Below are 24,914 nucleotides of genomic sequence, written 5' to 3'. Positions count from 1 at the left end.
CCATGCCGACCGCCATCCTGGCCCTCAACGCCGGCTCCTCCTCGATCAAGCTCGGCCTGTTCGAGGATCGCGACGGCCGGGCGGCGCGCCGCGCCAAGGCCGTGCTCGACCTCAAGGAACAGCCGCTGGCGCTGCGGCTGAAGGCGGAGGGCGCGTCGGGGGAGGCGGAGATCGGCGTCGCGGATGCCGGCGACCTGCGGGCCGTGCTCGGCGGCTGCCTGCGCGTGCTGGACGCCCGGCTGGGCCTCGCCGATCTCGCCGCGGCCGGGCATCGGGTGGTGCATGGCGGGGAGAGCTTCACCGGGCCGGTCCGCGTCACACAGGAGATCTTCGGACAGTTGGAAGCTCTCGTACCGCTGGCGCCGCTGCACCAGCCGCCGGCGCTGCGGCTGATCGAGGCGATGGGCACGCTGCGGCCCGATGTCGTCCAGACCGCCTCCTTCGACACGGCGTTCCACGCCGGGCAGGCCGATCTGGTGCGCCGCTTCGCCCTGCCCCGGCCGATGCACGACCGCGGCATCAAGCGTTTCGGCTTTCACGGCCTGTCCTACCGGTTCATCGCCGGCGCGCTGCGCCGTGACCATCCGGAGCTCGCGGCCGGGCGGGTGGTGGTGGCCCATCTCGGCAGTGGTGCCAGCCTCTGCGCGCTGCGGGACGGCGTCAGCGTCGAGACGACGATGGGCTTCTCGGCCCTCGACGGGGTGCCGATGGCGACGCGGCCGGGCGCGCTCGACGCCGGGGTGCTGCTGCATCTGCTCGGCCCAGGCGGGATGCGGGTCGAGGAGGTGTCGGACCTGCTCTACCGCCGCTCCGGCCTGCTCGGCCTGTCCGGCATCAGCGGCGATACGCGCGAGCTCCTGACCAGCGACGACCCGCGGGCGCGTGAGGCGATCGACATCTTCGCCTTCCGCATCGCCCAGGCGGCGGCCGCGCTTGCCGTCACGCTCGGCGGGCTCGACGCCATCGTCTTCACCGCCGGGATCGGCGAGCATCAGCCGGAGATCCGGGCCCGGATCTGCCGGCGCCTCGGCCCCCTCGGCGTGCGGATCGCCGAGGGGGACGGTCCGGGCCGCATCGACGCCCCGGGCAGCGCGGTCGCCGTACTGGTCATCCCGACCGACGAGGAGCAGGTCGTGGCCGACGAGGCGCTGCGGGTCCTGTCGACCGAAGGCTGATCCCGCGGCGCTCCCGGCCGGTTCCAGGGAACCGATCCATCGGCCGGCGCGTCGAGTTGTAAGGGGCGGCTTTCGGGTCGCCCGCCCGGATCACGGTGGAAGGTCGCCATGGATATCGGCGGATGGCTGTGGCTCGTGGTCGACGTGCTGCTCGTCGCGCTTCTGGCCGCGGGCATGATCTACGGCACCATGCAATGGCGCCACCGCAACCGCAGCCGAGAGATGAAGCGGGCCTCCGAGGAGACGGTCCGCAAGAACTATCGCGAAGGCGGGTGACCGGGACTCGCCCGTCATCGCCCCTGTCCGCCCTGATGCGACTGCGCTACGGCGGCAGTCAGGCGGCTCCAGCGCGGATCGGTATGCCGGCCCGTATATTCGCGATCGATCTCGTCGATGATGGCGTCCGCATGCTCCGGCTCCACCGCGGCCAGGATGGCATCGAGCTTGGCCTCCATCCGGTCGTCGCCCTCCTTCGACTGCGGCGAGCCGACATAGAGGAGGAAGGCCAGGCCGCCGATCTGCCAGAGCAGCTGCAGGAATTCCGACTGCCAGTTCTCGAGCGTGTCGCGGGACATCTCGACCACATAGGCGGCGATCTCCGGAACAGCCCCGTGCTGCCGCTGCTCGTCGACATAGGCGAACCACCCGAACAGCCAGTGCCCGATCAGGGAAATGATGAAGAAGCCGAGCGTCACCCATCCATAGCCGTAGCGTTTCCAGATCGAATGCGACATGTCGGTGCCTCCGTCGAAGGCCTGCGCGACCGCAAGCGGACTCAGATGGAATGACTTTCCGAAGGGCCGTTCCGTTCCGGCGGAGGGGTGGACTGGGACCTTGCTCCAATTGTCGGCTTCACAATCCACCCCTGGGGGACCGATACTGCCGGCCTTCGAGGGTACGATCAGAAAACCCACAACAGGGTAGGCAGATGACCTGGATTTTCCGTTTTGCTGCGGCCGCTGCGGCTGCCGTCGCGCTGGCTGTCGCCGTCCCGGCCGGCGCCGCTTCGCTCACGCTGGTCGAGACACCGATGTACGAGCAGGACGTCGCGGCCGGCAAGCTGCCGCCGGTGGCGAAGCGGGTGCCCGAGGCCCCATCCGTGGTCGACGTGGCGGCGGAGGGCAAGGAACCGGGCCGCCAGGGCGGCCAGATCAGCTGGATGGCCGGCCGCGCCCGCGACATCCGGATCATGAACACCTACAGCTACGCCCGGCTGGTCGGCTACGGCCCCGACTTCAAGCTGCATCCGGACCTCCTGCAGTCGGTCGATGTCGAGGGCGAGAAGGTCTTCACCCTGCATCTGCGGCCCGGCCACAAATGGTCCGACGGCCAGCCCTTCACCAGCGACGACTTCCGCTATTTCTGGGAGGACGTGTCGCTGGACAAGGAGCTGATGCCTTACGGCCCGGATTCACGCCTGCTGGTCGATGGCGAGCTGCCGAAGGTCGAGTTCCCGGACCCGCTGACGGTCCGCTACTCCTGGTCCAAGCCGAACCCGGAGTTCCTGCCGGCGGTCGCCGGCGCCAGCCCGCTCTACATCTTCGCACCGGCGCATTACCTGAAGCAGTTCCACAAGAAATACGCCGATGCGGCGGCGCTGGAGACGAAGGTCAAGGAGGCCGGCGCCCGCAACTGGGTGGCGCTCTACACTCAGCGCAGCAAGCTGATCGATTCGGCCAATCCGGAGCTGCCGGTGCTGGAGCCCTGGGTCAACAGCACCAAGGCGCCGGCGGAACGCTTCGTCTTCGTCCGCAACCCCTATTACCACCGGGTCGACAGCCAGGGCCGGCAACTGCCCTATCTCGACCGCGTCGTCGTCAATGTGGTCGAGGGATCGCTGATCCCGGCCAAGGCCGGGACCGGGGAATCTGACCTGCAGGCCCGCGGCCTGCGCTTCGACAACATCAGCTTTCTCAAGGCGGGAGAGCAGGCCGGCGGCTACAAGGTGCGGCTGTGGCCGACCGCCCTCGGCTCGGAGGTCGCGCTGTATCCGAACCTGAACTGCAACGACAAGGACTGGCAGGCGCTGAACCGAGATGTCCGCTTCCGCCGTGCCCTGTCGCTCGGCATCGATCGCGAGGAGATCAACCAGACCGTGTTCTTCGGCCAAGCGCGGCCGAGCCAGAACACGGTTCTGCCGGAATCGCCCTATTACGACCCTGCCCTGGCCGCGGAATGGACCCAGTTCGATCCCGAGAAGGCCAACGCCCTGCTGGACGAGATCGGGCTGACCAAGCGCGACGGCGACGGCATCCGCCTGATGCCGAACGGCAAGCGGCTGGAGATCGTGGTCGAGAGCGCTGGCGAGCGCAGCATCGAGGCCGACATCCTGCAGCTGATCCGCGAGAGCTGGGCCAAGATCGGCATCGCCCTGCACACCGCCCAGTCGCAGCGCGACGTGTTCTTGCAGCGGATCTTCGCCGGCGATGTGGTGATGTCGGTGTGGAGCGGCCTGGACAACGCGATGATCACGCCGACGACCGTGCCGTCGGGGCTGGCGCCGGTCGATCAGAACTGGCTGCAATACCCGAAATGGGGGCAGTACGTGCAGACCAAGGGTGGCGCCGGCGAGAAGCCGGACCTCGATTTCGGCGAGACGCTGATGGCCCTTTACGACGAATGGCGCGGCACCACCGACCAGGCCCGGCGCGATGCGATTACCCGCGAGATGATCAAGATCCAGGCCGACCAGGTGACCTCGATCGGCACGGTGCAGGGCGTGCTGCAGCCGGTCGTGGTCAAGACCCGGCTGCACAACGTGCCGGAGAAGGGCATCTTCTCCTGGGACCCGGGGGCGCATTTCGGCATCTACCGCCCCGACACCTTCTGGGTCGATCCGTCCTGACCCGACGGGGCGCGTCCGGCCGGGCGCGCCCCTTCACACTTAGCCCGCGGGCTAAACCTCGTGCCACTCGTAGCGCTTGGCGTTCTCGCGATACCACTGGGCGATGGCCGGAATCTCCTCGGCTAGGCGGCGCCGCGGCGCCCAGCCCAGGCTGCGCAGCTTGCGCGAGGAGATCGAGTAGCGCCGGTCGTTGAACGGCCGATCCTCGACGAACTCGACCACGTCCTGCATCCGGACGCCGAAGGCGTCGCAGATCATCTGCGTGACCTGCAGGTTGGTGTACTCCTCGTCCGAGCCGATGTTGTAGACCTGTCCGATCTCGCCGACCTCGTTGATCAGGGCGATCGCCTCGGCCATGTCCTGCGCCGCCAGATAGTGGCGGACATTGCTACCGTTGCCGTGGATCGGCAGCTTCTCGCCGCGCACCAGGCGCAGGCAGAAGCGGGCGATGATCTTCTCCGGATACTGGCGGGCGCCGAAGATGTTGTTCCCGCGGATCATCAGGATCGGCATCCTGTAGCAATGGATCAGGCTGCGGACCATCATCTCCGCCGCCGCCTTCGACGCCGAATAGGGGTTGGTCGGGTTGAGGATCGTGTCCTCGTCGACCTCGCCCTCCAGCACCTCGCCATAGACCTCGTCGGTCGAGACGTGGATGATCCGCGGCACCTGGTTCATCCGGCACGCCTCGAGCAGCGTGTGAGTGCCGAAGACGTTGGTGTGGACGAAGCGGGTCGCGTTCATGAACGACCGGTCGACATGGCTCTCGGCGGCCGCGTGGATCACCAGATCGGCCCCCGCCGTCGCCTGGCGGCAGAATTCCGGATCGCAGATGTCGCCGACCAGAAGCTGGCGCCGGCGGTCGTGCAGATGGTGCACGATGTTCTCGATATCCGCCGAATAGGTCATCTTGTCGAAGAAGACGAAGCGGGCTTCCGGATACCGCGCCACGAACAGGTCGGCGAGATGTGAGCCGAGGAAGCCGGCGGCACCGGTGATGACGATCTTGTTCAACCCCCAAGTCTCCTTCCAATGGCCAGACAGGCCGCACGGATGTCCTCGCGGCCGGCGACCGGGCCGAACCGCGCGACGAAACGATCCACATTCATCGTGAACGCATCGCGAATGGACGGATCGACGATGCTGAGACTGCCGCGGCCATAGCCCTCGAGGATCCACATCGCCAGCCAGCCGATCTCGAGCGCGACGCCGGAGCCAAGGTTGAACAGGCCGCCGGGGCGTGCCCGCACCACCTTGGCCAGCGCCGCCGCGAAGGCTTCCACCGGCAGGAAGTCCTTCGGCGTGAAGGGATTGACGTCATAGCGGATCACCCCCTCCTCGCGCAGCGACCGCAGCAGCACCCCGAGAAAGGTGCGGCGGCCCGGCAGGTCCTCGAAGCCGAAGATGTTGGACAGGCGCAGGATGGTGAGGTGCGGGCCGAACCGGTCCCGCAGCAGGTCTTCGGTCGCCAGCTTGTTGCGGCCATAGGCATCTTGCGGCGCCGGCGGCCGGGTCTCGACCAGGGGCTCGTCCCCGGCCGGGCCGTAGACCTTGCGGGTGCTGATCATCACCACATGCGCGTCCGCCGGCATGCGGCCGTCGCGCTGGGCTCGGCCAATCGCCTCGGCCAGTGTGCGGTCGCAGTCGAGCGCCGGATCATAGGCCTCGCGCATGTAGCGCGGATCGAGGGCGAAATTGACGACGCAGCCAATGCCGTCGAAGGTCTCCGGCCGCGCCACATCGGCCCAGGCGGCGTGGCGGATGCCGGCGGCGCCATAGGCATCGACGAAGCTGCGGGCGAGAAAGCTCGACCGCCCGATCACCAGCACATCAACCACTCATCCCCCGCATGCGAAGCGGCCCCCCGGCCGGCGTGGCTTTCTGCGTCCCTATTGCGACCGCACGATGGCAGAGAGCGCGCGGCGCCAGTCGGGCTGAGCCAGCCCGAACACCCGGCCGATCTTGCCGCAATCCAGCACCGAATTCGACGGCCGCCGTGCGGGGGTCGGATAATCCGAGGTCGCGATCGGGTGCAGCACCGGGGCCGCGCCTCCCCTTTCGGCGAAGATCGCCGCGGCGAAGTCGTACCAGGTGGTGGCCGGGGCACCGGCGAAGTGGAAGGTGCCCCAGCCGGCGAAGCCGGGCAGGAGCGCCCGGTCGCGGATCGCCAGGATCGCCGCGGCGATGTCGGTGGCCGGGGTCGGGCCGCCGCGCTGGTCGGCAACGATGCGCAGCTCCGACCGCTCGGCCCCGAGCCGTAGCATGGTGCGCACGAAGTTGTGGCCGTGCGCGGCGAAGACCCAGGCGGTGCGCAGGATGACATGGCGCGGCAGCGCCGCCCGGACCGCCGCCTCGCCCGCCGCCTTGCTCTCGCCATAGGCCGACAGCGGCGCGATCGGGTCGTCCTCGCGCCACGGCCGGTCGCCGTCGCCGCGGAAGACGTAGTCGGTCGAGATGTGCAGCAGGGCCGCGCCGGCCTCGGCGCAGGCCCGCGCCATCAGGCCGGGCGCGGTCGCGTTCACGGCGAAGGCCTGGTCGCGGTCGGCTTCCGCCTTGTCGACCGCGGTGTAGGCGGCGCAGTTGGCGACGAAGTCGGCCCCCTGCACGGCAGCGGCGACCGCGGCGGCATCAGTGATGTCGACCTCCGACCGCGCGAAGGCCCGCACGGCGAGGCCCTGGGCCCGCGCCAGCTCGGTCAGCTCGCGCCCGACCTGGCCGCCGGCGCCGAAGACGACGAGCGTCATGCGGCCTGGCCGAGGCCGAGGCGGCTGCGCTCGCCGGCCCGGGCGCACCAGTCGCGGTTGGCGATGTACCAGGCGACGGTCTCCCGCAGCCCCTGCTCCAGGCTGCGCTGCGGGCGCCAGCCCAGCTCGGTCTCGGCCTTGGTCGGGTCGATGGCGTAGCGGGCGTCGTGGCCCGGCCGGTCGGTGACGAAGGTGATCAGGTTTTCATAGGGCGTCGCCGCCGGCTGCAGCTCATCGAGGATGCGGCAGATCCGGCGGACCAGGTCGATGTTGGTCCGCTCCGACCGGCTGCCGATCAGATAGGTCTCGCCCGGGCGGCCTTTGGCCATGATCGCCCGCAGCCCGGCGGCGTGGTCGTCGACATGGATCCAGTCGCGGACATTCTCGCCTCGGCCGTAGATCGGCAGCTTCTTGCCCTCGAGCGCGTTCAGGGTGACGACCGGGATCAGCTTCTCCGGATACTGGTATGGCCCGTAATTGTTCGAGCAGTTCGACACCATCACCGGCAGGCCGTAGGTGCGGTGCCAAGCCCGGGCGAGGTGGTCGGAGCCGGCCTTGCTGGAGGAATAGGGCGAGTTCGGCTGATAGGGGCTGGTCTCGGAGAACAGGCCGGTCGCGTCGAGCTCGCCATAGACCTCGTCGGTCGAGACATGCAGGAAGCGGAAGCCGTTGCCCTGCGGCAGGCCGCGCCAGTAGCCCAGCGCCGCGGTCAGCAGGCTGGCGGTGCCCATCACATTGGTGCGGACGAAGGCCAGCGGGTCGTCGATCGAACGGTCGACATGGCTTTCGGCCGCCAGATGATAGACGATGTCCGGCCGATGCTCGGTGAACAGGGCCTGCATCGCATCGACGTCGCAGATGTCGGCCTGAACGAAGCGGTGCCGGCCGGTGGCGTCCAGCCCGGCCAAGTTGTCCAGGTTGCCGGCATAGGTCAGCTTGTCGATGGTGACGACGGTCCCGCCGTCGGCGACGAGCTGGCGGACAAGGGCCGAGCCGATGAAGCCGGCGCCGCCGGTCACGAAGGTGGTCATGCTGCACCGTACCGGAAATGGGCAGGCGCGTCGGCGAGACGCGGCCAGCTGCGGTCGCGGTCGTTGACGATCATCTCGGCCGGCGGGATCGGCCAGTCGATGCCGAGAGCCGGGTCGTCCCAGCGGATGCCGCCTTCCGCCTGCGGGGCGTAGCCGGAGGTAACCTTGTAGACGACCTCGGTGTCCGGCTCGAGCGTGACGTAGCCATGGGCGAAGCCGGCCGGGACCCAGAGCCGGCTCGGCTCGGCCGCGGTCAGCGTCACCCCGACGGCGCGGCCGAAGGTCGGCGAGCCGCGGCGGATGTCGACCGCGACATCGAAGATCGAGCCGCGGATCACGCCGATCAGCTTGCCCTGGGCATGCGGCGGGGCCTGGTAATGCAGGCCGCGCATCGTACCGGGGGCGGCGCTGCCGGCTTGGTTGTCCTGGACGAAGTCGACCGGCAGACCCGCGTTCCGAAACTTGTCCGAGTTCCAGGTTTCAAAGAAATAGCCGCGGGCGTCCTCGAATCTGCGTAATTTGACGAGCTTCACGTCCGGTATTTCAGTTGACGACAGCTCAACCAACTCAAGCCCCCCATCACCGGACTTCCAAAGGCGCGCCACCCTATCGCCCCATCCCCCACCTGTCGACTCCCCAGAGCCGAGGCCAGCGGCGCCCCCTCCTGAACCGCGCCTGTCGCGCGGGCCTATCGGCAGGCACCTCCTTGGGATCAAGCCGACGGACGCCTCGATCGCGTCCGCCTGCCTGTCCCAACCAGCTTGACCCGACCGCCCTGGTCCGCCGCAGCTGCCTCGGCGAGCCCTATTTTTTGTGAAAACGAGTGTAGAGAAAATCTATCCCGTCCCTCACCTGCTCCTTCGAACCAATGACCACGTACTCCGTAAATGAATATTCTCCAGCCGAAGGATTGTCCCTGACGGCCGTTACATTCCATTTGACGACAGTGGGAGTGGAAAAGAAATTATAGAAATTCTCGCGGGCGCGAGCATCGGTGGCGGAAACAACATCCGGTGAGTAGATGCCCATTGCATACTCACCGTCCGACGAAGACAGAATGAGGGGGAGTGTTTGACTATATCCTTTTGGTGCGTCCGGCAAGCGGCACATCTCCGGCCAGGAACAGGACGCCTTGCTGACGGGCGCGTATCTGAAGAACTCGGACACCGTGTTGGTGGGCATGTAAGCCGTCAATGGCTCAAAGACGGCCTGCGTGAAGGGGGACGAATCGGGAAGCTGAAACGTCACTTTATACACGATGATATTGGGATGTCCTTCAAACCCTATGGTGACATCCTTCGAGAACATGTGGTCTGAAGGCTTTGACAGCTCCTGTTTTCCGCCTACGCTTTCGAGCAATTGAGGAGACGACGAGTTGGAGACAACCCTGTCACCCCTGTCACGCACGCAGTTTTTCCAGTAGGCCGGGCGATTGGTGCTCGTCAGCCTGTTTCCTTGGGCGGAGAACTCGATCAGTTGACTGCTTGACTTCCCGCGCTTGTCATAGGTCGAGCCGGCCTCCGTGGGGTTGTAGCATTCGCCCAGCTTATTGAAGCTCGAGGCCGACTGCATCAGGCGGCCGTGGTCCGAGCTGTTGATGAACTCCTTGCCGTTCCAGGTGAGAGATTCGATCGCGCCACCCATCCGTGTCGACGTCCTGATTTTCAGGGTCGAACCAAACACGTCGGCCTGTATCGTGCCGTCTCCGCAGACGGGAGCGTCGATGCCGTCTGCGCAATGTAGAAGACTCTGAGCCGAAGCACTTCCGCTCAGAGCCCATATCAGAGCCGAACAGCATGCCAATGACGGCTTACCCCAGGCCATGTACTCCTCCTTGTCTCCCAGAGCCGCCCTCAAAGGGCTGAGCGGCGGTGGACCTTGTGATTCAAGGACTGTCGAGGTCCTGATGGAGCCTCGATGTGGGCGTCCATCACCGCCCGGATCATAGCCGGCCGGGCCTGTGATACCAGAGCAGTATGGACGATATGGAGTACGTGGCTCTTCGAAACAGCCCCCTAAACCACACCTCCGGACAGGATGGGCGAGTGCGTCGAGTCTGCGGCCTGTGCCACGACGATATCCTGCCAGTTGAGACCGAACAGACCCGGATCGACCTTGGCACCGGCCCAGCGACCGCGGAGGACGGGCTCGGTGAAGGCCAAACCCGCATCGGCATAGGCACGGCGCAGCCAAGCTTCGTCCAGCGCTATCATGTCCTCGGGCATGTTTGGATTGGTGGTCCAGTAGCGGTCGCCCGGATACAGGGTGCGATTGATCGTCCCGCTCTTCAGGCCGGCCTTGGTGTCATCGTTCATCAGGAAGTACGACGCGACCAGCCGGCCGCCTGGGCGTAGCACGCGGCCAATCTCGGCAAGATAGTGCGACACGTCGTCCGGATACATGTGGGTGAAGACCGACCACAGCGAGACGACGTCGAAGGAATTGTCCGGGAAGGGCAGAACGAGCTTGGACGGGGGAATGGCACCGGAGTGGTTGTAGAATTTGTTGAAGACATCGATGTGGATGAAGCTGAAACGGAAGTTCCGCGGCGTAATGTTGCGGCTGCACCAGCGGACCTGATCCGGGTCGATGTCGAGGCCGATATAACGCGCCTTGTCATCCAGATAGGCCAGCAACGGGATCGTCCGGCGCCCGATACCGCTGCCGATATCCAGCATGACAGCGCTTCGATCGAGCCGCAGGATATCGCGGTAGAAGCGCACCACCTCTTCTCCGGCCTCCGACCAGATCTTCCGGCCCCTCGGCCCGTCGCGCATCAATCGCAATGGCGGCATCAGTTCATCTTGAGCACCGCGATCGAACAAATCACGGACAGCCCATGGAACATCCCTGATGATGGAGAAAACCGGCGCCGGGACCGTGTTTTTGATGGTCTGCTTGATATTCATCGACTAACCCTCTGAGGCAAGGGGTCTGCGAATACTCCGCATGAGGTGGGTCGAACAGCACGCTTTCCGGCTCCATAACTGCCGGTTCAGACAGTTCCGGTCAAGCCTCCGGAACGGTGATGTGGCCAAGCTGCCCAGCGACCGCCCGCGTCGCCCGCTCCCGCCGACACCCATTCCCGACGAAAACCGCGCGGACGGGCAATCGTCCCCGCACAGCCGGGCAATCCCCTATCTCGGCCGTCGCACCGCGGCCACCGCATGTTCCGCGCCGGTCTTTCGCGACTCCGCGCCGCGCTCTAGCCGCGGCGACAAGAACCCCACGCATACAAACATCACAAATACGATCGCCGCAGCCCGCCCGATCAAAGAGGGATTGGTGAATCCTGCCAGAATCCAGAATGCATACATTACACAGATGACCGAATATATAAATATATCTCTTGTTTTAATTGTGGACACAAAGGCGGAGAGGAAAACCATAATTGGAATTATACCGATAATTCCAAATTGCATCATTGTTGCCAATATCTGCAATTCGTAGCTGTAAGGAGAATTCTTCGATCTGATAAGATACGGAACATAAGTTGCCAACCCTTTTCCAAAAAAGGGTTGAGAATTTATTGAATCCAGCAAAGCCTTCATTTGAGTATCACGAAGCTTATCTGAGGCATCGACCGCGTATGAGGAAAATCTATTCTCGATAGTGGTCCAAATTTCCTCATTTGCTAGCGCAAATCCCGAAAGCCCTGCCGACAGCAGGACAAAGACGAGCAGATGCTTTCTACCCATGACCAGGGTCGCAAAGAAGGTCGCGCAGAACGCCACCCCCCAAAGATAGCGCGAATACGCGATCAGCATGGCCGACAGCAGGGCAAAGATGTAGAAGGCCTTCGCCTTGCCGGAGATCGAGATCCCCAATCTGCTTGACGTTATAAGACAGAAAATAACTACCGGTATCCCAAAGTCCGGCGGCAAATTAATTCTGATCAAACCAAAAAATAGACTAGTGCTAATGAAGGCTGCCCCAAGGCTGTTTCTGATAACTTCTCTTAGCTCATTCTCCTGAAGCAACTGCATAACGATAAAAATATTAAGCGCGATCTTCCCAAGACTATATATCACAAAGGCATATATAGCACACTTCAGAACAGACTCGGGAGAAATCAATTTATTCACAATCGAGTAATATAAAATCCAAACAATGAAAAGGGTCGAAAGAAAGGTGAGCATAAACTTGATCTGAATGCCTGCCGCATAGCTCGCATCGGAATACGAAATGAACGCTGCAACGATGGCGTAGCTGACAATCAGCAGAATCAACCCCAGGGCTCCAAAGGTCGGATCCACGGCAAACCGCCGGGCGATCGCGTCCTTCAGGGCAAAGGCGAGAAGCGCCAGCAGCAGCAGCACCTGCAGGGCCAGGATCGCAAGCGAACTGCCGATCCCGAGGATGACGGCCACGAACAGCAGCATCACGGCGCCCCTGAACGCCGCACGGTCGGCCTGCCCGATCGCAGGGCCCGCGCCGACGGATCGGCCCGTATCGCTACGCATCTGCCGACCTGATCCGGGTCATGCCCTTGGGCGGATCCAGCGCCCGAAGAATATCAGCGAGAGGGCCAGAATCGGGCCGAGGACGAAACCGAGCAGGAACGCCATCACCACCGGCGGCTTGGTCGGAAGGCTGGTCACGCTGACGCCGCCCCAGGTGCGGATGGCGTAGCTGTTGCTGTCGCTCAGCAGAGTCTTGCTGAGCACGACATTCACGAGATAAGCGCGAAGCGCGTTGATCACCTCAAGATTGCTGGTCTCAGCGATCTTCTTCGTCACGAAGTCAAGCTGGGACAGATAAAGCCCCTCGTTCACCTCCTTGAGATACGCATCACCCTCTGTCGTGACGATGTCCAGGACCCTGGCCGCCAGATCCCGGCTGCTATTGTCGAAGGAGATCTTCACAAAGCCGCTGTCGGCGTCCGACTCCAGCAGCAGGTTGTTGGTCAGGTAATTGGACACATCAACTTCATCAGGTGGAGCCCAAGGCTGGTAGCCAAACAGCTCCCTGAGGGCGATGGAGAGCTTGTTGGTGAGGCCGCGCGGTGCAGTCCATTCGCTGCCATTCCAGCGATCCCTGAAAATTAATTTCTCAAAACCGTACTTTTCGATAAGCCGCTTAGCAAAGCTGGCCGTTGTGATGACGTACAGATACTTCTCAGTCGCGTTGTTTCTTGTGCTCGTAGAAGTCGGTATGGAAAGGGCGGACAGCGCAGAAGATAAAGCTGAACTTTGATTGCTGTCCGGCCCCGCGGATCCAATGACGACCGAGGCTGTATAACGTGGAATCGCGGTTGCCAGATAAAAACCTACCAGCATCCAGACTGACAGGACGACAGCAGCGGCCGCGATGACTTCCCACTTCGAAACGGCGAATCTCCTGGCCCCGGATGGTGCCGTCACCACGGGATCAGGAACGCTGAGGCCAGGAAATTCACGTGTGACCGTCATAGATTCTCCATGGCAGATCCTGCCCGGTTCCTTCGCCGCGCCGACTTCAGAAAGCCGAGGTGCATCGGATCACGCTGTCCTCATCCGCACTCCGGTGCCATGCCAGGCGGCTTCGTTCTCGTGTCCCGATCCGCGGTTCCTGGGATCTTCCCAACCGTCCATGTCGTCGAAGGCGCCCACGTCTCTACAACGCCACGGCTGCGACAATCAACTCCCCTACCGCCCGCGACCCGCGCCTGGTCGCCCGAGAGCCGTCAGCGCAGGCCGCTGTCCCTCCGGATAATAGCGGGCTCGGCGAAGGTCTTGAACAGCCCGCTCGGCAGATAGGACAGCGCAATCCCAACGCGCGGCTTGAGGCCGCCGCCGAGTCCCCGGGCGTCGCGGAACGCCTCTGCCGCCTCTTGTGTGCGCCCGACGGCGAGGAGCCGCGTGCCCAGGGTGAAGCACTGTGCCGCCTGCGCCTCCCTGGGCGCATCGAGCCTGCGGCAGAGATCGATGATGCGCTGCCGGGCCTCGAGACTGGCCTCGTACCGGGTCGAGATGCTGTTCGGTGTGGCGCAGACGACGACGCGGGGGACCGGGTCGTGGCGGATCTCGCCGCGCTGCGCCAGGCGGATGCACAGCTCCCAATCCTGAAAACGGGGCATGGCCGGATCGAAGCCGCCGATGGCCTCGATCTCCGAGCGCCGCGCCAGCAGCGTCTGGGTGCTGATCAGATTGCGCCGGAACAGCGTCCGCGCGATCTCGGCCGGCGCGATCTCAGTGCCTGCCGGCAGAACCGCCGTGCGCGGCCCGGACAGATAGATGAAGCTGCAGAATGTGGCGATCGCCCCGGCGCCGGCCTGGTGCAGCAGCGCCACCTGGCTGGCGAGCTTGGTCGGCAGCCAGAAATCATCGCTGTCCTGGAACGCGACCAGGGGCGCCGTCGCCCGCTCCAGGCCGAGATTGCGGGCGCGCGCCCCGCCGCCATTCGTCGGTGCCGCGATTACGGTCAGGCGGGCGTCCTCGATGCGGGCCAACCTGGCGACCGTGTCATCTGTCGACGCGTCGTCGACGACCAGGATCTCGAAATCCTGGAAGGTCTGCTGCAGCACGCTGCGCACCGCAGCCTCGATCGTCTCCGCGCGGTTGTAGGTGGGGATGATGACGGAGACCTGGGGCATCCTTCGTCCTCGAAATGCGCGTCCGGCGCCCTGCGAAGATCCGTGTCGCTGGCGGCGTGCGGCCGGTCATGTCACCAGGATCTGCCCCAGCGACTTCTGCCATTTGGCCTTGACCAGGCCGTTCCGGATCAGGAACAGCTTTCGCTCCAATTTCGGCATCGATTTGACGGCGGCGTATTTCGAGAAGAGCGCTCGCGTCGCATCGTCCATGCCGTCGCCGTGGCGGCCGAGAAACGCGCCCGCCTGGTCGATCGTCTTCTGCACTGACGCGGCGGCCCCTCCTCCCGTCAGCACGTCGATCATCTGCCGCCAGATGGCCTGAACACCCCAGGTCTTCGCGCCGATGGCATTGGCACCGTGCTGCCGATACAGGATCGTCTGCTCCGGCAGATGGGCGATCGTCCCGAAACAGGCCGCGGCAAGGGCGATCCACCAGTCATGCATGATCGCCTGCGGCGGGACGTCGCCGACAAGGCGGAGAAGCGCCCGGTTGATCATGGCGGTGCAGCCGGTGACATTGTTCTCCACGATAAACCTGCGGACCGATGTCTGCCCCGGATCGATGCCCTGCGATCGCCACATCGATTCGGCGAGCGGCGCCAGGTCGCGATCGACGACCTTGAGATCCGTGTGCACCAGGATCGGCAGATCCGGTCCACGCGCGGCTTCGACGGACCGCATCAGCCCCAAGGTCCGCTCGATCTTCGTCGGCAGCCAGACATCGTCCTGGTCGCAGAACATCACATAGTCGGATCCGGCCTTGCCCATCAGTCGGGAGAAGTTGACGCAGGCCCCGTGCGACGCCTCGGCGCCGAAATCGTGAAATTCGAGGCGGCCGAACCGCGGACGATAGGCTTCGACGATCTCGTGCGTCCGGTCGTTGGAACCGTCATCCCCGATGATGACGTTCATGCGCCCGTGGCTCTGCTGCAGCAGGGAGTCAAGGAGCTGAGGCAGGAACCGCTCGCCATTGTATGTGGCGACGAGCACGTCCACATCGGGGCACGCAGAGTCTCTCGACCGATCCTCGATCATCCGCCCCGCTCCATCCGGCCCTCGGGGTCCGTTGGCATGCGCCATGGCGACGGATCCCCGGCAACACGATGCTCGTATCACGGCCGCGAAAGCTTGGCCACGCCCGTGGAGACCGGCGCGGCCAGGGTACCCCTGATCGTCCAGTGATCCGCCGAAGGTACGGATCGGCATACCAACCGCGGATCCCTGCCGACCCAATTGATGCCATCGGTCTTCAAGACGGGAAGAATGGGCAGCTTTGCGGCCGGCGGGGGGATGTGGCAGACATGCCATCTTCTTGACCGACGGGCGTGAAATATCGACCGGGGCGGCCACGTCTCAGAAGGGCTTCAAGGCAGGATTCTCCCCCAGATGAACCACGAAAATCCCTCCGTCCTGGTCACTGGCGGCGCCGGCTACATCGGCAGCCATGCCTGCAAGGCCCTGGCGGCGGCCGGCTTTGTTCCGGTCACGGTCGACAACCTGTCGCGAGGACATCGCGGCTTCGTCCAATGGGGACCGCTGGAGGAGGCCGATATCGGCGACGGGGCGGCGCTGGACCGGATCATGGCGCGCCACAAGCCGGTCGCCATCCTGCATTTCGCGGCCCTGACCTATGTCGGGGAATCGGTCTCGGAGCCAGCCCTGTACTACCGGAACAACGTCTCGGGGTCGCTCAGCCTGCTCGAGGCCGCGCGCCGCCACGGCATCGGCACTGTCGTGTTCTCCAGCACCTGCGCCACCTACGGCCCGCCCGAGCGCATCCCGATCGCCGAGGACACGCCGCAGCACCCGATCCATCCGTATGGCGCCTCGAAGCTGATGATCGAGCGCATGCTGGCCGATTTCGCCGCCGCCTACGGGCTGCGCTGGGCCGCGCTGCGCTATTTCAACGCCTGCGGCGCCGATCCCGACGGCCAGATCGGCGAGGCGCACGATCCCGAGACCCATCTGATCCCGCTGGTCCTGATGGCGGCGGCCGGCCATCGCCCGCATATCGAGATCCTCGGCGACGACTATCCCACGCCCGACGGGACCTGCATCCGCGATTACATCCACGTCGCCGATCTGGCGGATGCCCATGTCCGCGCCCTGCGCTATCTGCTCGCCGGCGGCCCGTCGCGGGCATTCAATCTCGGGACCGGCACGGGCCATACCGTTCGCGAGGTGATCGCCGCGGTGGAGCGGGTGACCGGGCGCCCGGTTCCGGTCCGGCTCTCGCCGCCCCGCCCCGGCGACTCGCCGACCCTCGTCGCCGATCCCAGCCTCGCCGCATCAGCGCTGGGCTTCCGCCCCCGCTTCGGTCTGGAGGAGTCGATCCGGACCGCGTGGCACTGGTACCAGAGGCAGTCTGGCGGTCCCAGCGTCTGACATCGCCAGGGCGACGGATGCCCCAGGGCATCCGTCTTATCCGGAGCGGAAGGTCAGGCGGGCGAGTAGACCCGCGTCAGGGCCCGTCTCAGACGGGACAGGTATCGCCCCGCGGTCGGCTCGGCGACGGGGGCAGGCTTCGGGACTGCCGCGGCGGCCTCGCCGCGGAACTGCGCTTTCCAGCGATCGATCGCGTCGCGGGGAAGGCTGGGCCGGATCGGCTCTTCCCGCTCCAGCCAAGCGTCGATACCGGCGGTATCAGTGCGCTGGACGACGGGGAGGCCGGTATCCTTGCCGAGTTCGGTGGCGCGGTTGTCGATCGCGAGGATCAGGGCACGCCGGCCCTTCTGCATCGCGCGGATGCCGCCGTGGAGCCGGGTCCCGACGAAATCGACGTCCTCATTTTCGAGGAAGCGGTCGTACGCCTGGGTGGTGACGGCAACGACGGATATGTCATCCCATCCGAACTTACGGAAATAGTCGTAGTCGTTCTGCATCTGAGAAAAGAAATACACGCGTCTGTAACGACGCCTCAGCAACTCGACGAAGGCACGATCGGCATCCACATCCGCTCGCCAGGCGGACAGCGTGAAGACGACCGACGAGGCCCGTTTCGTCGGGATGCTGCTGCAGTGTTCCGGGGTCAGCGACCAGGTGGTCATGCAGGAGGTCGTGACCGCCTTGCGCCCGACCTTCTCCAGGTGACTGGCCGTATAGCTGTCGCGGACGGAGTGGATCAGATCGGGGGACAGTGCGGTCTGGAGCAGGCTCCGCGTCTCCGGCGTCGCGTCGGACATGTACTTGTTCCAGCCGGTCCCGAGGCAGACGGTCCGCGTGGAGCCATAGGCGGCAGCCCCCATCCTGTCCAGGCGCCAGAGCCCTTTGGGACCGATGTCGGAGGACAGCAGATTCGTTCCGCCGATGAAGCACCAGTCCGCCTGCCGGATAAACTTGCGTGTGCGGTCCGACAACGCCTCGTGACTTGGGACCCGGAAAATATACGCGTCCGGAAACAGCTCCCAGACCACGTCATTGACCGCATCCATGATGATCTCGTCGCCGAGATTGTCGGTGCAGATGGCGGTGTCAACGATCGCGACGGTATCCATCATGACCTCCCTGTCGCTCGCTGGCTACCCCGTCGCACCGCCATCTTGGCGCTCCACAACGCTGTCTTGGGCAGATAGCGGGCCAATTGCCTCATCCATGCACGCTTGAGCCGTGTCCGCAAACTCTGATCGTTCACGACCCATGTTTCAGCCCAACGATGGATAGCGAAGGTGTCCGGGGTCACCACCTCGGGGCTGTATTCCTCCAACCATGAATAGGGATAGAAGAAGCGTTTCGGGTAGATCGTCACATCCCGCACGGTGACGCCTTCGTCCGAGTAGCCTCTCAATCCATTGTCCTGGAGCACCTTTGTGATCAGGCCCGGCCCGGCGAAAGAACCGATATTGGTATGGCCGTCCAGCTGCTTGTCGAAGATGTCCCGTATCGTCGCCGGCAGCCAATGCCCCGGTTCCGCCCCGAAAATCGCGCCGTTGACCATCACATCCGGCCTCTCATCGCCCATCTGGAAGCCCAGGAACGCGGCATTGCCCAGCAACGGATCGAGCGGCCGGCGAAGCTCCATGTCGGTATCCAGATACACGCCGCCGAATCTGGACAGCGCGTCCATGCGTGTATAGTCCGACACGCGGTTCCAGGCCCGGACCGAGTAGGCCTGCGAGAGATAGCGGCTTCCGAAATTGACGTTGTCATTGTTCCAGAAGCGGAACTCCCAGTCGGGCAGGACGCCGCGCCACTGTTCGACACGCTGCCGGTCCTCCTCCGGCAACGCCTTTGGGCCGACCCAGACGTAGTGGACGATCTTCGGTATGGCCATCAACGTGTCCCCTTCAACACCGTGCAGCCGTAAGAGGCCTGGGCCGATCGCGATCCCGCCGGGAGACCTCTGAGACGTTGCGGCGATCCTTCATGCCGACCCGCGCCTCAGGGCGCTCGCGACGAGCGACGCGACTTCGCTCTCCGGACCGGACGGCCGGCCGGCGATCCTCCAGAGGAAGGCCGTGGACGCCACATAAATCGAAGCTGCAGAAATCGACATGATCGCAATCTTGCCGGCCAGGAACAGGGGGTCGGTGCCGTCTCCGATCCATCTGTCCCAGGCGCCCACGAGCGCCACCATCACCATCGTGCTGACCAGCGCGCGGGCATTGGCCGCAAGTTGCGCACGGATGGGCAAGGCCAGGAGCCGCCGCACCATCGCCATGTTGACCAGCGTGCTCGCCATGCCGCTGATGCAGCGGGCAATGATGACCCCGGGAATGCCATAGAGCACCATCCCGGCGATGAGGATCGGGATGCGAATTCCGAGATTGATCAGGTCCCGGATGAAGAGGCTGCGCGTCGCCCCCAGCGCCATCGCCAGAGGCTGAAGCGAGGACGCAAGCGTCTGGATGGCGAAGATCCCGGACAGGAACTGGATGATCATCACCGCCGGAAGCCACTTGGCCCCCATGGCCAGCAGCACCAGAGGCTTCGCGACCAGCGCGAAGGTGAAGCCGACCGGCAGCGCCACCGCGCAGAGCAGGGTCTGCGCGCGCTGATAGGCGTTCCGCAGACGCACCGGATCGTCGTTGATGCGCGAGAAGCCGGGAAACAGGGTCTGCGCCAGCGGCGCCGTCGCCTCGCGCGTCGGAAGAACCGCCAGATTGTCGCCGACGGTGTAGTGTCCGAGCGCGGTGCCGCCGAGGACGTAGCCGATCGCCAGATGATCGGTGCGCCAGTTGATCGTATTGACCGCCTGGCCGAGCGACAGCCAGACCGAGAAGGACAGCAGTTCTCGCGCCCGCCGGAGTCGCAGCTTCGGACGATACGGCACGAACAGAAAGGACAGCAGGACCGCCGAGACCTGCGTCGCGATGATTCCAGCGACGATGGCCCAATAGTTGCGGAACACCAGCGCCACGACGACGGCGAAGGCCAGCCCGGCCGCTCGCTGAGAGACGTTCAGGACGAAGTCCTGCCAGAAGACGAGGTTTCTCTGAAACGTCACCAGCTTTGGATTGGTCAGGCCGGGCAGCAGCGCACCGGCCCCGATCACGAGCATGATCGGGCCAAGCCGGGGATCGGAATAGATCCAGGCGATCGGATGGGCCAGCGCGATGACCAGGGCAGCAAGGACGGCCGATCGAGCCAGGTTCAGCGTCCAGGCGCTGTGAAAGTGCTCTTCCTCAGGATTGCGATGCTGGATCAGCGATTGGGAGAGGGACAGCTCGGTCAACGAGCTCACCACGAAGGAGACCGTGCTGGCGATCGCCACAACGCCGAAATCCGCCGGCGTGAGCAGGCGCGCCAGAAGCAGCGTGTTGCCGAACCCGATGAGGTTGATCAAGGCCCGCGTTGCGGCAACCCATGCTGCGCCCCTCGCCAGCTTGCCACTCAACCCTTGCGCAGCCATTCGCCCCAACTTGGCAATTCATGCCGGTTCCAAAGGCACCCGAGCGCCGCCGATATATCCACCCGGCCGCCGCCTCCCCTAGCAGGGGAACGGTGTGTCGACAAGCTGCGATCAGGGCTCTGCGAGCGCACGGCGCAAGCCTCATGTCATCCGCACATCGTGGCGGAACGATGTCTGGTCGCTCCGCCGAAGGGCGAACCTGATCCCGCAATATTTCGCCAGACCTCGCCGGCGAGATCCGCCCTCCAGTTGGTACCTGCAGCAAAGCCTCAGACCGGCAGCTGCAGCAAATCCTCAGACTCGACACACTCGATCGTCGCTCATCCTGTTTCCAGGCACTTGGCGGGGATCGAGCGGAGGTGACGGCCAGGACTGGACACGCCTCGGCGACACTTGCCCGCGATCTGGATCTATCGCATCGTCTCCTTCGGCAACGACCGCTTCGGAGCTTCCATGCCCATCTCGGCCGCCCACCGCTTCATCCGGCGCGCACACCTGGCGGTGCTGCGACGGTCGCTCAGCCAGACGACCAAGGCCGTGGTGCGGGAGAAGCTGACCTATCTGTCTCCGGTCAGGCTGCATCGTCTGGAGAAGGCGTTGCGGCACATCCGCAACCGGAACATTCCGGGCGACATCGTCGAATTCGGCATCGCCCTGGGCGGCAGCACCATCATCCTGGCCAAGGCCGCCGGCGCCGGCGGGCGCAACTTCCACGGCTTCGATGTGTTCGGGATGATCCCGCCCCCCACCTCGGAGAAGGACGACGACCGCGCCAAGCAGCGGTACGAGACGATCGCCGCGGGCCAGTCGAGGGGCATCGGCGGCGACGAGTATTACGGCTATCGCCAGGACCTCTATGGCGATGTCTGCCGGTCGCTGGCCCGCCACGGGCTCGAGGTGAACGGCAGGACGCTCGCCCTGCACAAAGGGCTGTTCGAGGACACCGTCCCCGCGGCGCCGCTCGGGGCGATCAGCCTCGCCCACATCGACTGCGACTGGTACGACCCGGTGCTGTACTGCCTGACGGCGGTGGCCGATCGGATCAGCCCCGGCGGCGTGGTCCTGATCGACGACTATCACGACTATTCCGGCTGCAGGACGGCAACCGACGAGTTCATGGCGCGCCGATCCGACTTCCGGTTCGAGGATGGCGAGAACGTCCTGCTGCGGCGCGTGAGCTGACGCGACCCACCGGCCTCGCTCCGGGCGATCCCCGGACGACGGCTCGCTTCGGCCATCACATTGCCATCTCCTTGGCCCCTCACTATACAGGCCGTCCCGCATGCACGGCCCACTTCCGGGATGCCTGATGCCGAACCAGCCGCCCCGACTGTCCGTGGTCATCCCGGCCTACAATGTCGAGAGATACGTGCAGGCGGCGATCGATTCCGTCGTCAACCAGTCCTCGCCGGCCGATGAGATCATCATCGTCGACGATGGCTCGACCGACCGCACCGGGCAGATCGTGGAGGAGCTCTACGGCCGGTTCGACAACATCCGCATCATCCACACGCAGAACCAGGGGCTCGGCACGGCGCGGAACGTCGGGACGGCGGCGGCGACCGGCGATTTCATCTACTATTTCGATTCGGACGACATCCTCGCGGACGGTCTGTTCGCCGATTTTCGCGCGACGCTGGAAGCCCATCCGGATCTCGACCTGTTCTGCTTCTCCGGGCGTTCGTTCCTGGACGAGGAGAATCAGGGCGGCAACCACACGCTCATCGATTACCGGCAGCGCACCGAGGGGCTGTTCCCGACCGGCGAGGACCTGCTGAACTTCCAGGTGGGCCGGAAGAACTATCTCCCGACCTCCTGGCTGTACATCCATCGGCTCGCCGTGTCGCGCCGGAACGACCTCGAATTCCTGCCGATCTTCCACGAGGATGAGGAGCACACGCCGCGGCTGTTCGTGAAATGCGGCCGCGCCTATGTGTGCGACAGGGAGTACTTCCTGAGACGGGTCCGCGCCAATTCGATCATGACCCGTCGGAAGTCGGAGCGGCACATCTACGGCTATTTCTGCGCCGCGAAGACGCTGGAGACGATGCTCCAGACCCCGGGACTCAAGCCGGAGACCTATGGCAGCCTGCGCCGCCTCGTCATCCGGGTGCTGATCAACGCGATGATTGCGATCCGCACCAGCGGCCTGACCCTGAATGATCCGGCCCTGCGCCTCTTCCCGGCAACCGTCCGCCGCTATGCCATGGCCAGCATGAGGCTGTTCCTGCTGACCTTCTGCTATCCGGCCTTTACGGCGGCGAAAGCGGCGAAGAGCGCCCTTCGATCGGCGGGGGCGATCCGCTGACCCGCTGCCGCGGCTGAGCATCGAAAGCGCCTGATCCGGTCACAGGCCCCATCTTCGCAGCCCGCGCCAAGCCGGCGCCTTGGCTCGGCGCGTCGCTTCGCTGGATCATTGTTGCGCGTCGCGTGTTTGTTCGTTGCCCGCGGCCGGTACCGCACCGAAGGGGGACGCGCACGGCATGACAAGTTCGACCTGCAGCGGCGACACGCGGCCGCCGCCGATCGGGGCCGCGGCCTTGTGCCCGGCCGCCAGGGGCGATGCGGCGACATCAGGCGTCACCGCCACGGCCCGATCACGGAAACGCCCCGACACTGCCAAGATCGTCTCCTACGGCTCTCAAGGCGGCCGATCCCTCAGCCTCTCCTGGCGTTCAGTTCCCGGGAGAGACCGTCGCGGATGCCTTCGAACCTGCTCTAGGAATGAGTACTACTGGCCCGCGATGGAAAATTGCCGTAACAATGTTGCATTGCACCATCCGCGGAGACGAGCATGACGCCCTTCGACACGGATAGTGTGCTCGGGGTCGAGCCGACGATATCCGAGGATCGCGTCGCCCTGGTCATCCCGACCCTGAACGCGGCGAAGCATCTCGACGTCCTGCTGCCGGCGCTGCAGGTCCAGTCCTTCCAGCCGCGGGCCCTGCTCGTCATCGATTCGAGCTCGACCGACGACACGGCGGAGCGCTTCCGGGCGGCGGGCGCCGAGGTGATGGTCATCCCGCGGTCGCAATTCGACCATGGCGGCACCCGCCAGCGGGCGGTCAATCGGCTGTCGCCGCGGATCGAGGTGGTCGTCTTCCTGACCCAGGATGCGGTGCCGGCCGATGGCGAGACCATCGCCCGCATCGTCGCCGCCTTCGCCGATCCCCAGGTCGGCGTCGCCTATGGCCGACAGCTGCCGCATCACGGCGCCGGGGCGATCGAGGCGCATGCCCGACTGTTCAACTACCCGCCGGAGAGCGCCGTGCTGCGCCCGCAGGATGCGGTGAGCGCCGGGATCAAGGCGACCTTCTGCTCCAACTCCTTCGCCGCCTATCGCCGGCGGGCGCTGGAGATGGTCGGCGGCTTCCCGTCCGGCACCATCTTCGGCGAGGACGCCGCGGTGACCGGCCGGATGCTGCTGTCGGGCTGGGCCAAGGCCTATGTCGCCGAAGCTCGGGTGCGCCATTCGCACGGCTACAGCCTGGGCGAGGAGTTCCGGCGCTATTTCGATGTCGGCGTGATGCATGCCCGCGCGCCCTGGCTGCTGGAGCGCTTCGGCAGGGCCGAAGGCGAAGGCCGGCGCTTCATGCAGTCCGAGCTGCGGCACCTGGCCCGGCACCAGCCCTTGGCGATCCCGTCCGCCCTGCTGCGCAGCGCGATCAAGCTGGCCGCCTATCACTGCGGCCGCCGCGAAACCCGGATTCCGCGCCCGCTGAAGCGCCGGATCAGCCTGAACCGGCGCTACTGGGCCTGACGCGGCGGCTCGGGCGGCCTCGCGCGGCGCCGGGTGTGGCGGAGGGCCCTCTTCCCGGCGGTGCTGCGATCTGCTTAACAGGGGCGATGAGCAAGCCTGCCCCCGACCGTCCGCCCCCCGATCGTCCGAACGCGGCGCAGATGGCGTCGCCGTCGTTCCGCCTGCCCGAGCTCGACCAGGATTTCCTGCTCGGCGATTCCATGCGCGGCGTGCGACTGATGCTGGAATACGCCAAGGCCGAGGAGTCGCTGCGCGCCTGGGGCGTGCGCTCCACCATCGTCGTCTTCGGCAGCGCCCGCGTCCGCGAGGACGGGCCCGGCCGCCACGCCGAATGGTACGCCCAGGCTCGCGAGTTCGGCCGTATCGCGTCGGAGCGCGGCGGCGCCGTGAGCGACAAGGGCGGGCTGCGCGACAACGTCATCGCCACCGGCGGCGGCCCCGGCATCATGGAAGCGGCCAACCGCGGCGCGGCGGAGGCCGGCGCGCCCACCATCGGCTTCAACATCACCCTGCCGCACGAGCAGGAGCCGAACCCCTACTCCACCCCGGCGCTGACCTTCCGCTTCCACTACTTCGCCATGCGCAAGATGCATCTGGCGATGCGGGCCAATGCGCTGGTCGTGTTCCCCGGCGGCTTCGGCACCTTCGACGAGCTGTTCGAACTGCTGACCCTGCGCCAGACCGGCAAGTCCTCTTCGGCCTTGCCGATCGTGCTGTTCGACGAGGCCTATTGGCGCGCCGTGATCGGCTTCGACGCGCTGGTCGAGCACGGGATGATCGATGCCCGCGACCTGCAGCTGTTCCACTTCGCCGACAGCGCCGAAGGGATCTGGTCGGTGCTGGCCGAGCAGGGGCTGAAGCGGCGGTCCTGATCGTCCCGTCCCGCGTCATTTGGCGAAATGTTTGCCCGGATATAACGGCGCGGTAAGATCGCGCC

At 65.3% G+C, this 24,914-nt stretch carries 24 protein-coding genes; 8 read left to right on the top strand and 16 right to left on the bottom strand.

Going from position 1 to position 24,914, the window contains the following annotated elements:
• Positions 1 to 2 precede the first annotated feature (2 nt).
• Complete coding sequence (locus KXR53_RS01135) at positions 3 to 1,175, top strand: acetate/propionate family kinase (protein WP_437372562.1); 1,173 nt, start codon at positions 3 to 5, stop codon at positions 1,173 to 1,175.
• Between the two features lie 108 nt (positions 1,176 to 1,283).
• Entirely contained in the window at positions 1,284 to 1,451 is a 168-nt protein-coding gene (locus tag KXR53_RS01130; protein WP_437372560.1) for a hypothetical protein, read from the top strand.
• 14 nt (positions 1,452 to 1,465) lie between these two features.
• Here KXR53_RS01130 and KXR53_RS01125 read toward each other — a convergent pair whose 3' ends face one another.
• Entirely contained in the window at positions 1,466 to 1,909 is a 444-nt protein-coding gene (locus tag KXR53_RS01125) for a DUF6766 family protein (RefSeq protein WP_437372558.1), read from the bottom strand.
• Positions 1,910 to 2,103: 194 nt separating this feature from the next.
• Between KXR53_RS01125 and KXR53_RS01120 the strand changes: the two genes are divergently transcribed.
• Complete coding sequence (locus KXR53_RS01120; RefSeq protein WP_437372556.1) at positions 2,104 to 4,020, top strand: ABC transporter substrate-binding protein; 1,917 nt, start codon at positions 2,104 to 2,106, stop codon at positions 4,018 to 4,020.
• Between the two features lie 51 nt (positions 4,021 to 4,071).
• On the opposite strand, the gene KXR53_RS01115 is transcribed toward KXR53_RS01120, so the two are convergent.
• From KXR53_RS01115 to KXR53_RS01065, 11 genes are all read right to left on the bottom strand, one after another.
• A complete protein-coding gene (locus KXR53_RS01115; RefSeq protein WP_437372554.1) occupies positions 4,072 to 5,034 on the bottom strand; it encodes a dTDP-glucose 4,6-dehydratase in 963 nt (320 codons plus the stop codon).
• A complete protein-coding gene (locus KXR53_RS01110) occupies positions 5,031 to 5,858 on the bottom strand; it encodes an NAD-dependent epimerase/dehydratase family protein (RefSeq protein WP_437372552.1) in 828 nt (275 codons plus the stop codon). The genes KXR53_RS01115 and KXR53_RS01110 overlap by 4 nt, the downstream gene beginning before the upstream one ends.
• Before the next feature lie 51 nt (positions 5,859 to 5,909).
• Positions 5,910 to 6,764, bottom strand: coding sequence for a dTDP-4-dehydrorhamnose reductase (gene rfbD / locus KXR53_RS01105; RefSeq protein WP_437372550.1), 855 nt, complete (start codon positions 6,762 to 6,764; stop codon positions 5,910 to 5,912).
• The gene (gene rfbB / locus KXR53_RS01100) at positions 6,761 to 7,795 is read right to left on the bottom strand and encodes a dTDP-glucose 4,6-dehydratase (protein ID WP_437372548.1); all 1,035 of its coding nucleotides are present in this window, start codon (positions 7,793 to 7,795) and stop codon (positions 6,761 to 6,763) included. The genes rfbD and rfbB overlap by 4 nt, the downstream gene beginning before the upstream one ends.
• Entirely contained in the window at positions 7,792 to 8,400 is a 609-nt protein-coding gene (gene rfbC, locus KXR53_RS01095; protein WP_437372546.1) for a dTDP-4-dehydrorhamnose 3,5-epimerase, read from the bottom strand. Before rfbC ends, rfbB begins: the two co-directional genes overlap by 4 nt.
• A 199-nt stretch (positions 8,401 to 8,599) precedes the next feature.
• Positions 8,600 to 9,619: a hypothetical protein gene (locus tag KXR53_RS01090; RefSeq protein ID WP_437372544.1), complete on the bottom strand. Its 1,020-nt coding sequence runs from the start codon at positions 9,617 to 9,619 to the stop codon at positions 8,600 to 8,602.
• 191 nt (positions 9,620 to 9,810) lie between these two features.
• On the bottom strand, positions 9,811 to 10,704 hold the full coding sequence (locus tag KXR53_RS01085) for a class I SAM-dependent methyltransferase (RefSeq protein ID WP_437372543.1): 894 nt from the start codon (positions 10,702 to 10,704) through the stop codon (positions 9,811 to 9,813).
• Positions 10,705 to 10,932: 228 nt separating this feature from the next.
• Positions 10,933 to 12,258: an O-antigen ligase family protein gene (locus KXR53_RS01080; RefSeq protein WP_437372541.1), complete on the bottom strand. Its 1,326-nt coding sequence runs from the start codon at positions 12,256 to 12,258 to the stop codon at positions 10,933 to 10,935.
• Between the two features lie 18 nt (positions 12,259 to 12,276).
• Entirely contained in the window at positions 12,277 to 13,206 is a 930-nt protein-coding gene (locus KXR53_RS01075; RefSeq protein ID WP_437372539.1) for a hypothetical protein, read from the bottom strand.
• A 254-nt stretch (positions 13,207 to 13,460) separates the two neighbouring features.
• A complete protein-coding gene (locus tag KXR53_RS01070) occupies positions 13,461 to 14,369 on the bottom strand; it encodes a glycosyltransferase family 2 protein (RefSeq protein WP_437372537.1) in 909 nt (302 codons plus the stop codon).
• Between the two features lie 66 nt (positions 14,370 to 14,435).
• Positions 14,436 to 15,404 (bottom strand): glycosyltransferase family 2 protein, encoded by a 969-nt coding sequence (locus KXR53_RS01065; protein ID WP_437372536.1) that lies wholly within the window; start codon positions 15,402 to 15,404, stop codon positions 14,436 to 14,438.
• A gap of 351 nt (positions 15,405 to 15,755) precedes the next feature.
• Between KXR53_RS01065 and galE the strand changes: the two genes are divergently transcribed.
• Positions 15,756 to 16,754: a UDP-glucose 4-epimerase GalE gene (gene galE / locus KXR53_RS01060; RefSeq protein ID WP_437372534.1), complete on the top strand. Its 999-nt coding sequence runs from the start codon at positions 15,756 to 15,758 to the stop codon at positions 16,752 to 16,754.
• Positions 16,755 to 16,807: 53 nt separating this feature from the next.
• Here galE and KXR53_RS01055 read toward each other — a convergent pair whose 3' ends face one another.
• From KXR53_RS01055 to KXR53_RS01045, 3 genes are all read right to left on the bottom strand, one after another.
• Positions 16,808 to 17,863 (bottom strand): polysaccharide pyruvyl transferase family protein, encoded by a 1,056-nt coding sequence (locus tag KXR53_RS01055; RefSeq protein WP_437372533.1) that lies wholly within the window; start codon positions 17,861 to 17,863, stop codon positions 16,808 to 16,810.
• Positions 17,863 to 18,639, bottom strand: a complete 777-nt coding sequence (locus tag KXR53_RS01050; RefSeq protein ID WP_437372532.1) for a glycosyltransferase — start codon at positions 18,637 to 18,639, stop codon at positions 17,863 to 17,865. The genes KXR53_RS01055 and KXR53_RS01050 overlap by 1 nt, the downstream gene beginning before the upstream one ends.
• A 90-nt stretch (positions 18,640 to 18,729) precedes the next feature.
• Entirely contained in the window at positions 18,730 to 20,217 is a 1,488-nt protein-coding gene (locus KXR53_RS01045; protein ID WP_437372530.1) for a lipopolysaccharide biosynthesis protein, read from the bottom strand.
• 453 nt (positions 20,218 to 20,670) lie between these two features.
• On the opposite strand from KXR53_RS01045, the gene KXR53_RS01040 reads away from it, so the two are divergent.
• Together KXR53_RS01040 and KXR53_RS01035 are read left to right on the top strand one after the other, a co-directional pair.
• Positions 20,671 to 21,399, top strand: coding sequence for a TylF/MycF/NovP-related O-methyltransferase (locus KXR53_RS01040; protein ID WP_437372528.1), 729 nt, complete (start codon positions 20,671 to 20,673; stop codon positions 21,397 to 21,399).
• A 127-nt stretch (positions 21,400 to 21,526) separates the two neighbouring features.
• A complete protein-coding gene (locus KXR53_RS01035; protein WP_437372526.1) occupies positions 21,527 to 22,525 on the top strand; it encodes a glycosyltransferase family 2 protein in 999 nt (332 codons plus the stop codon).
• A 105-nt stretch (positions 22,526 to 22,630) separates the two neighbouring features.
• On the opposite strand, the gene KXR53_RS01030 is transcribed toward KXR53_RS01035, so the two are convergent.
• On the bottom strand, positions 22,631 to 22,840 hold the full coding sequence (locus KXR53_RS01030) for a hypothetical protein (RefSeq protein ID WP_437372524.1): 210 nt from the start codon (positions 22,838 to 22,840) through the stop codon (positions 22,631 to 22,633).
• A gap of 171 nt (positions 22,841 to 23,011) precedes the next feature.
• On the opposite strand from KXR53_RS01030, the gene KXR53_RS01025 reads away from it, so the two are divergent.
• Together KXR53_RS01025 and KXR53_RS01020 are read left to right on the top strand one after the other, a co-directional pair.
• Positions 23,012 to 23,977 carry a glycosyltransferase family 2 protein gene (locus KXR53_RS01025; protein ID WP_437372522.1) on the top strand — a complete coding sequence of 322 codons (966 nt, stop codon included), beginning with the start codon at positions 23,012 to 23,014 and terminating at the stop codon, positions 23,975 to 23,977.
• A gap of 86 nt (positions 23,978 to 24,063) precedes the next feature.
• Positions 24,064 to 24,849 (top strand): TIGR00730 family Rossman fold protein, encoded by a 786-nt coding sequence (locus tag KXR53_RS01020; protein WP_437372520.1) that lies wholly within the window; start codon positions 24,064 to 24,066, stop codon positions 24,847 to 24,849.
• Positions 24,850 to 24,914: the final 65 nt, after the last annotated feature.

Source organism: Inquilinus limosus (assembly GCF_051487185.1).
Lineage (GTDB): Bacteria > Pseudomonadota > Alphaproteobacteria > DSM-16000 > Inquilinaceae > Inquilinus > Inquilinus limosus_F.
The sequence above is the reverse complement of the archived record's forward strand: the minus strand, read 5'-3'. Positions and strand labels throughout refer to the sequence as shown.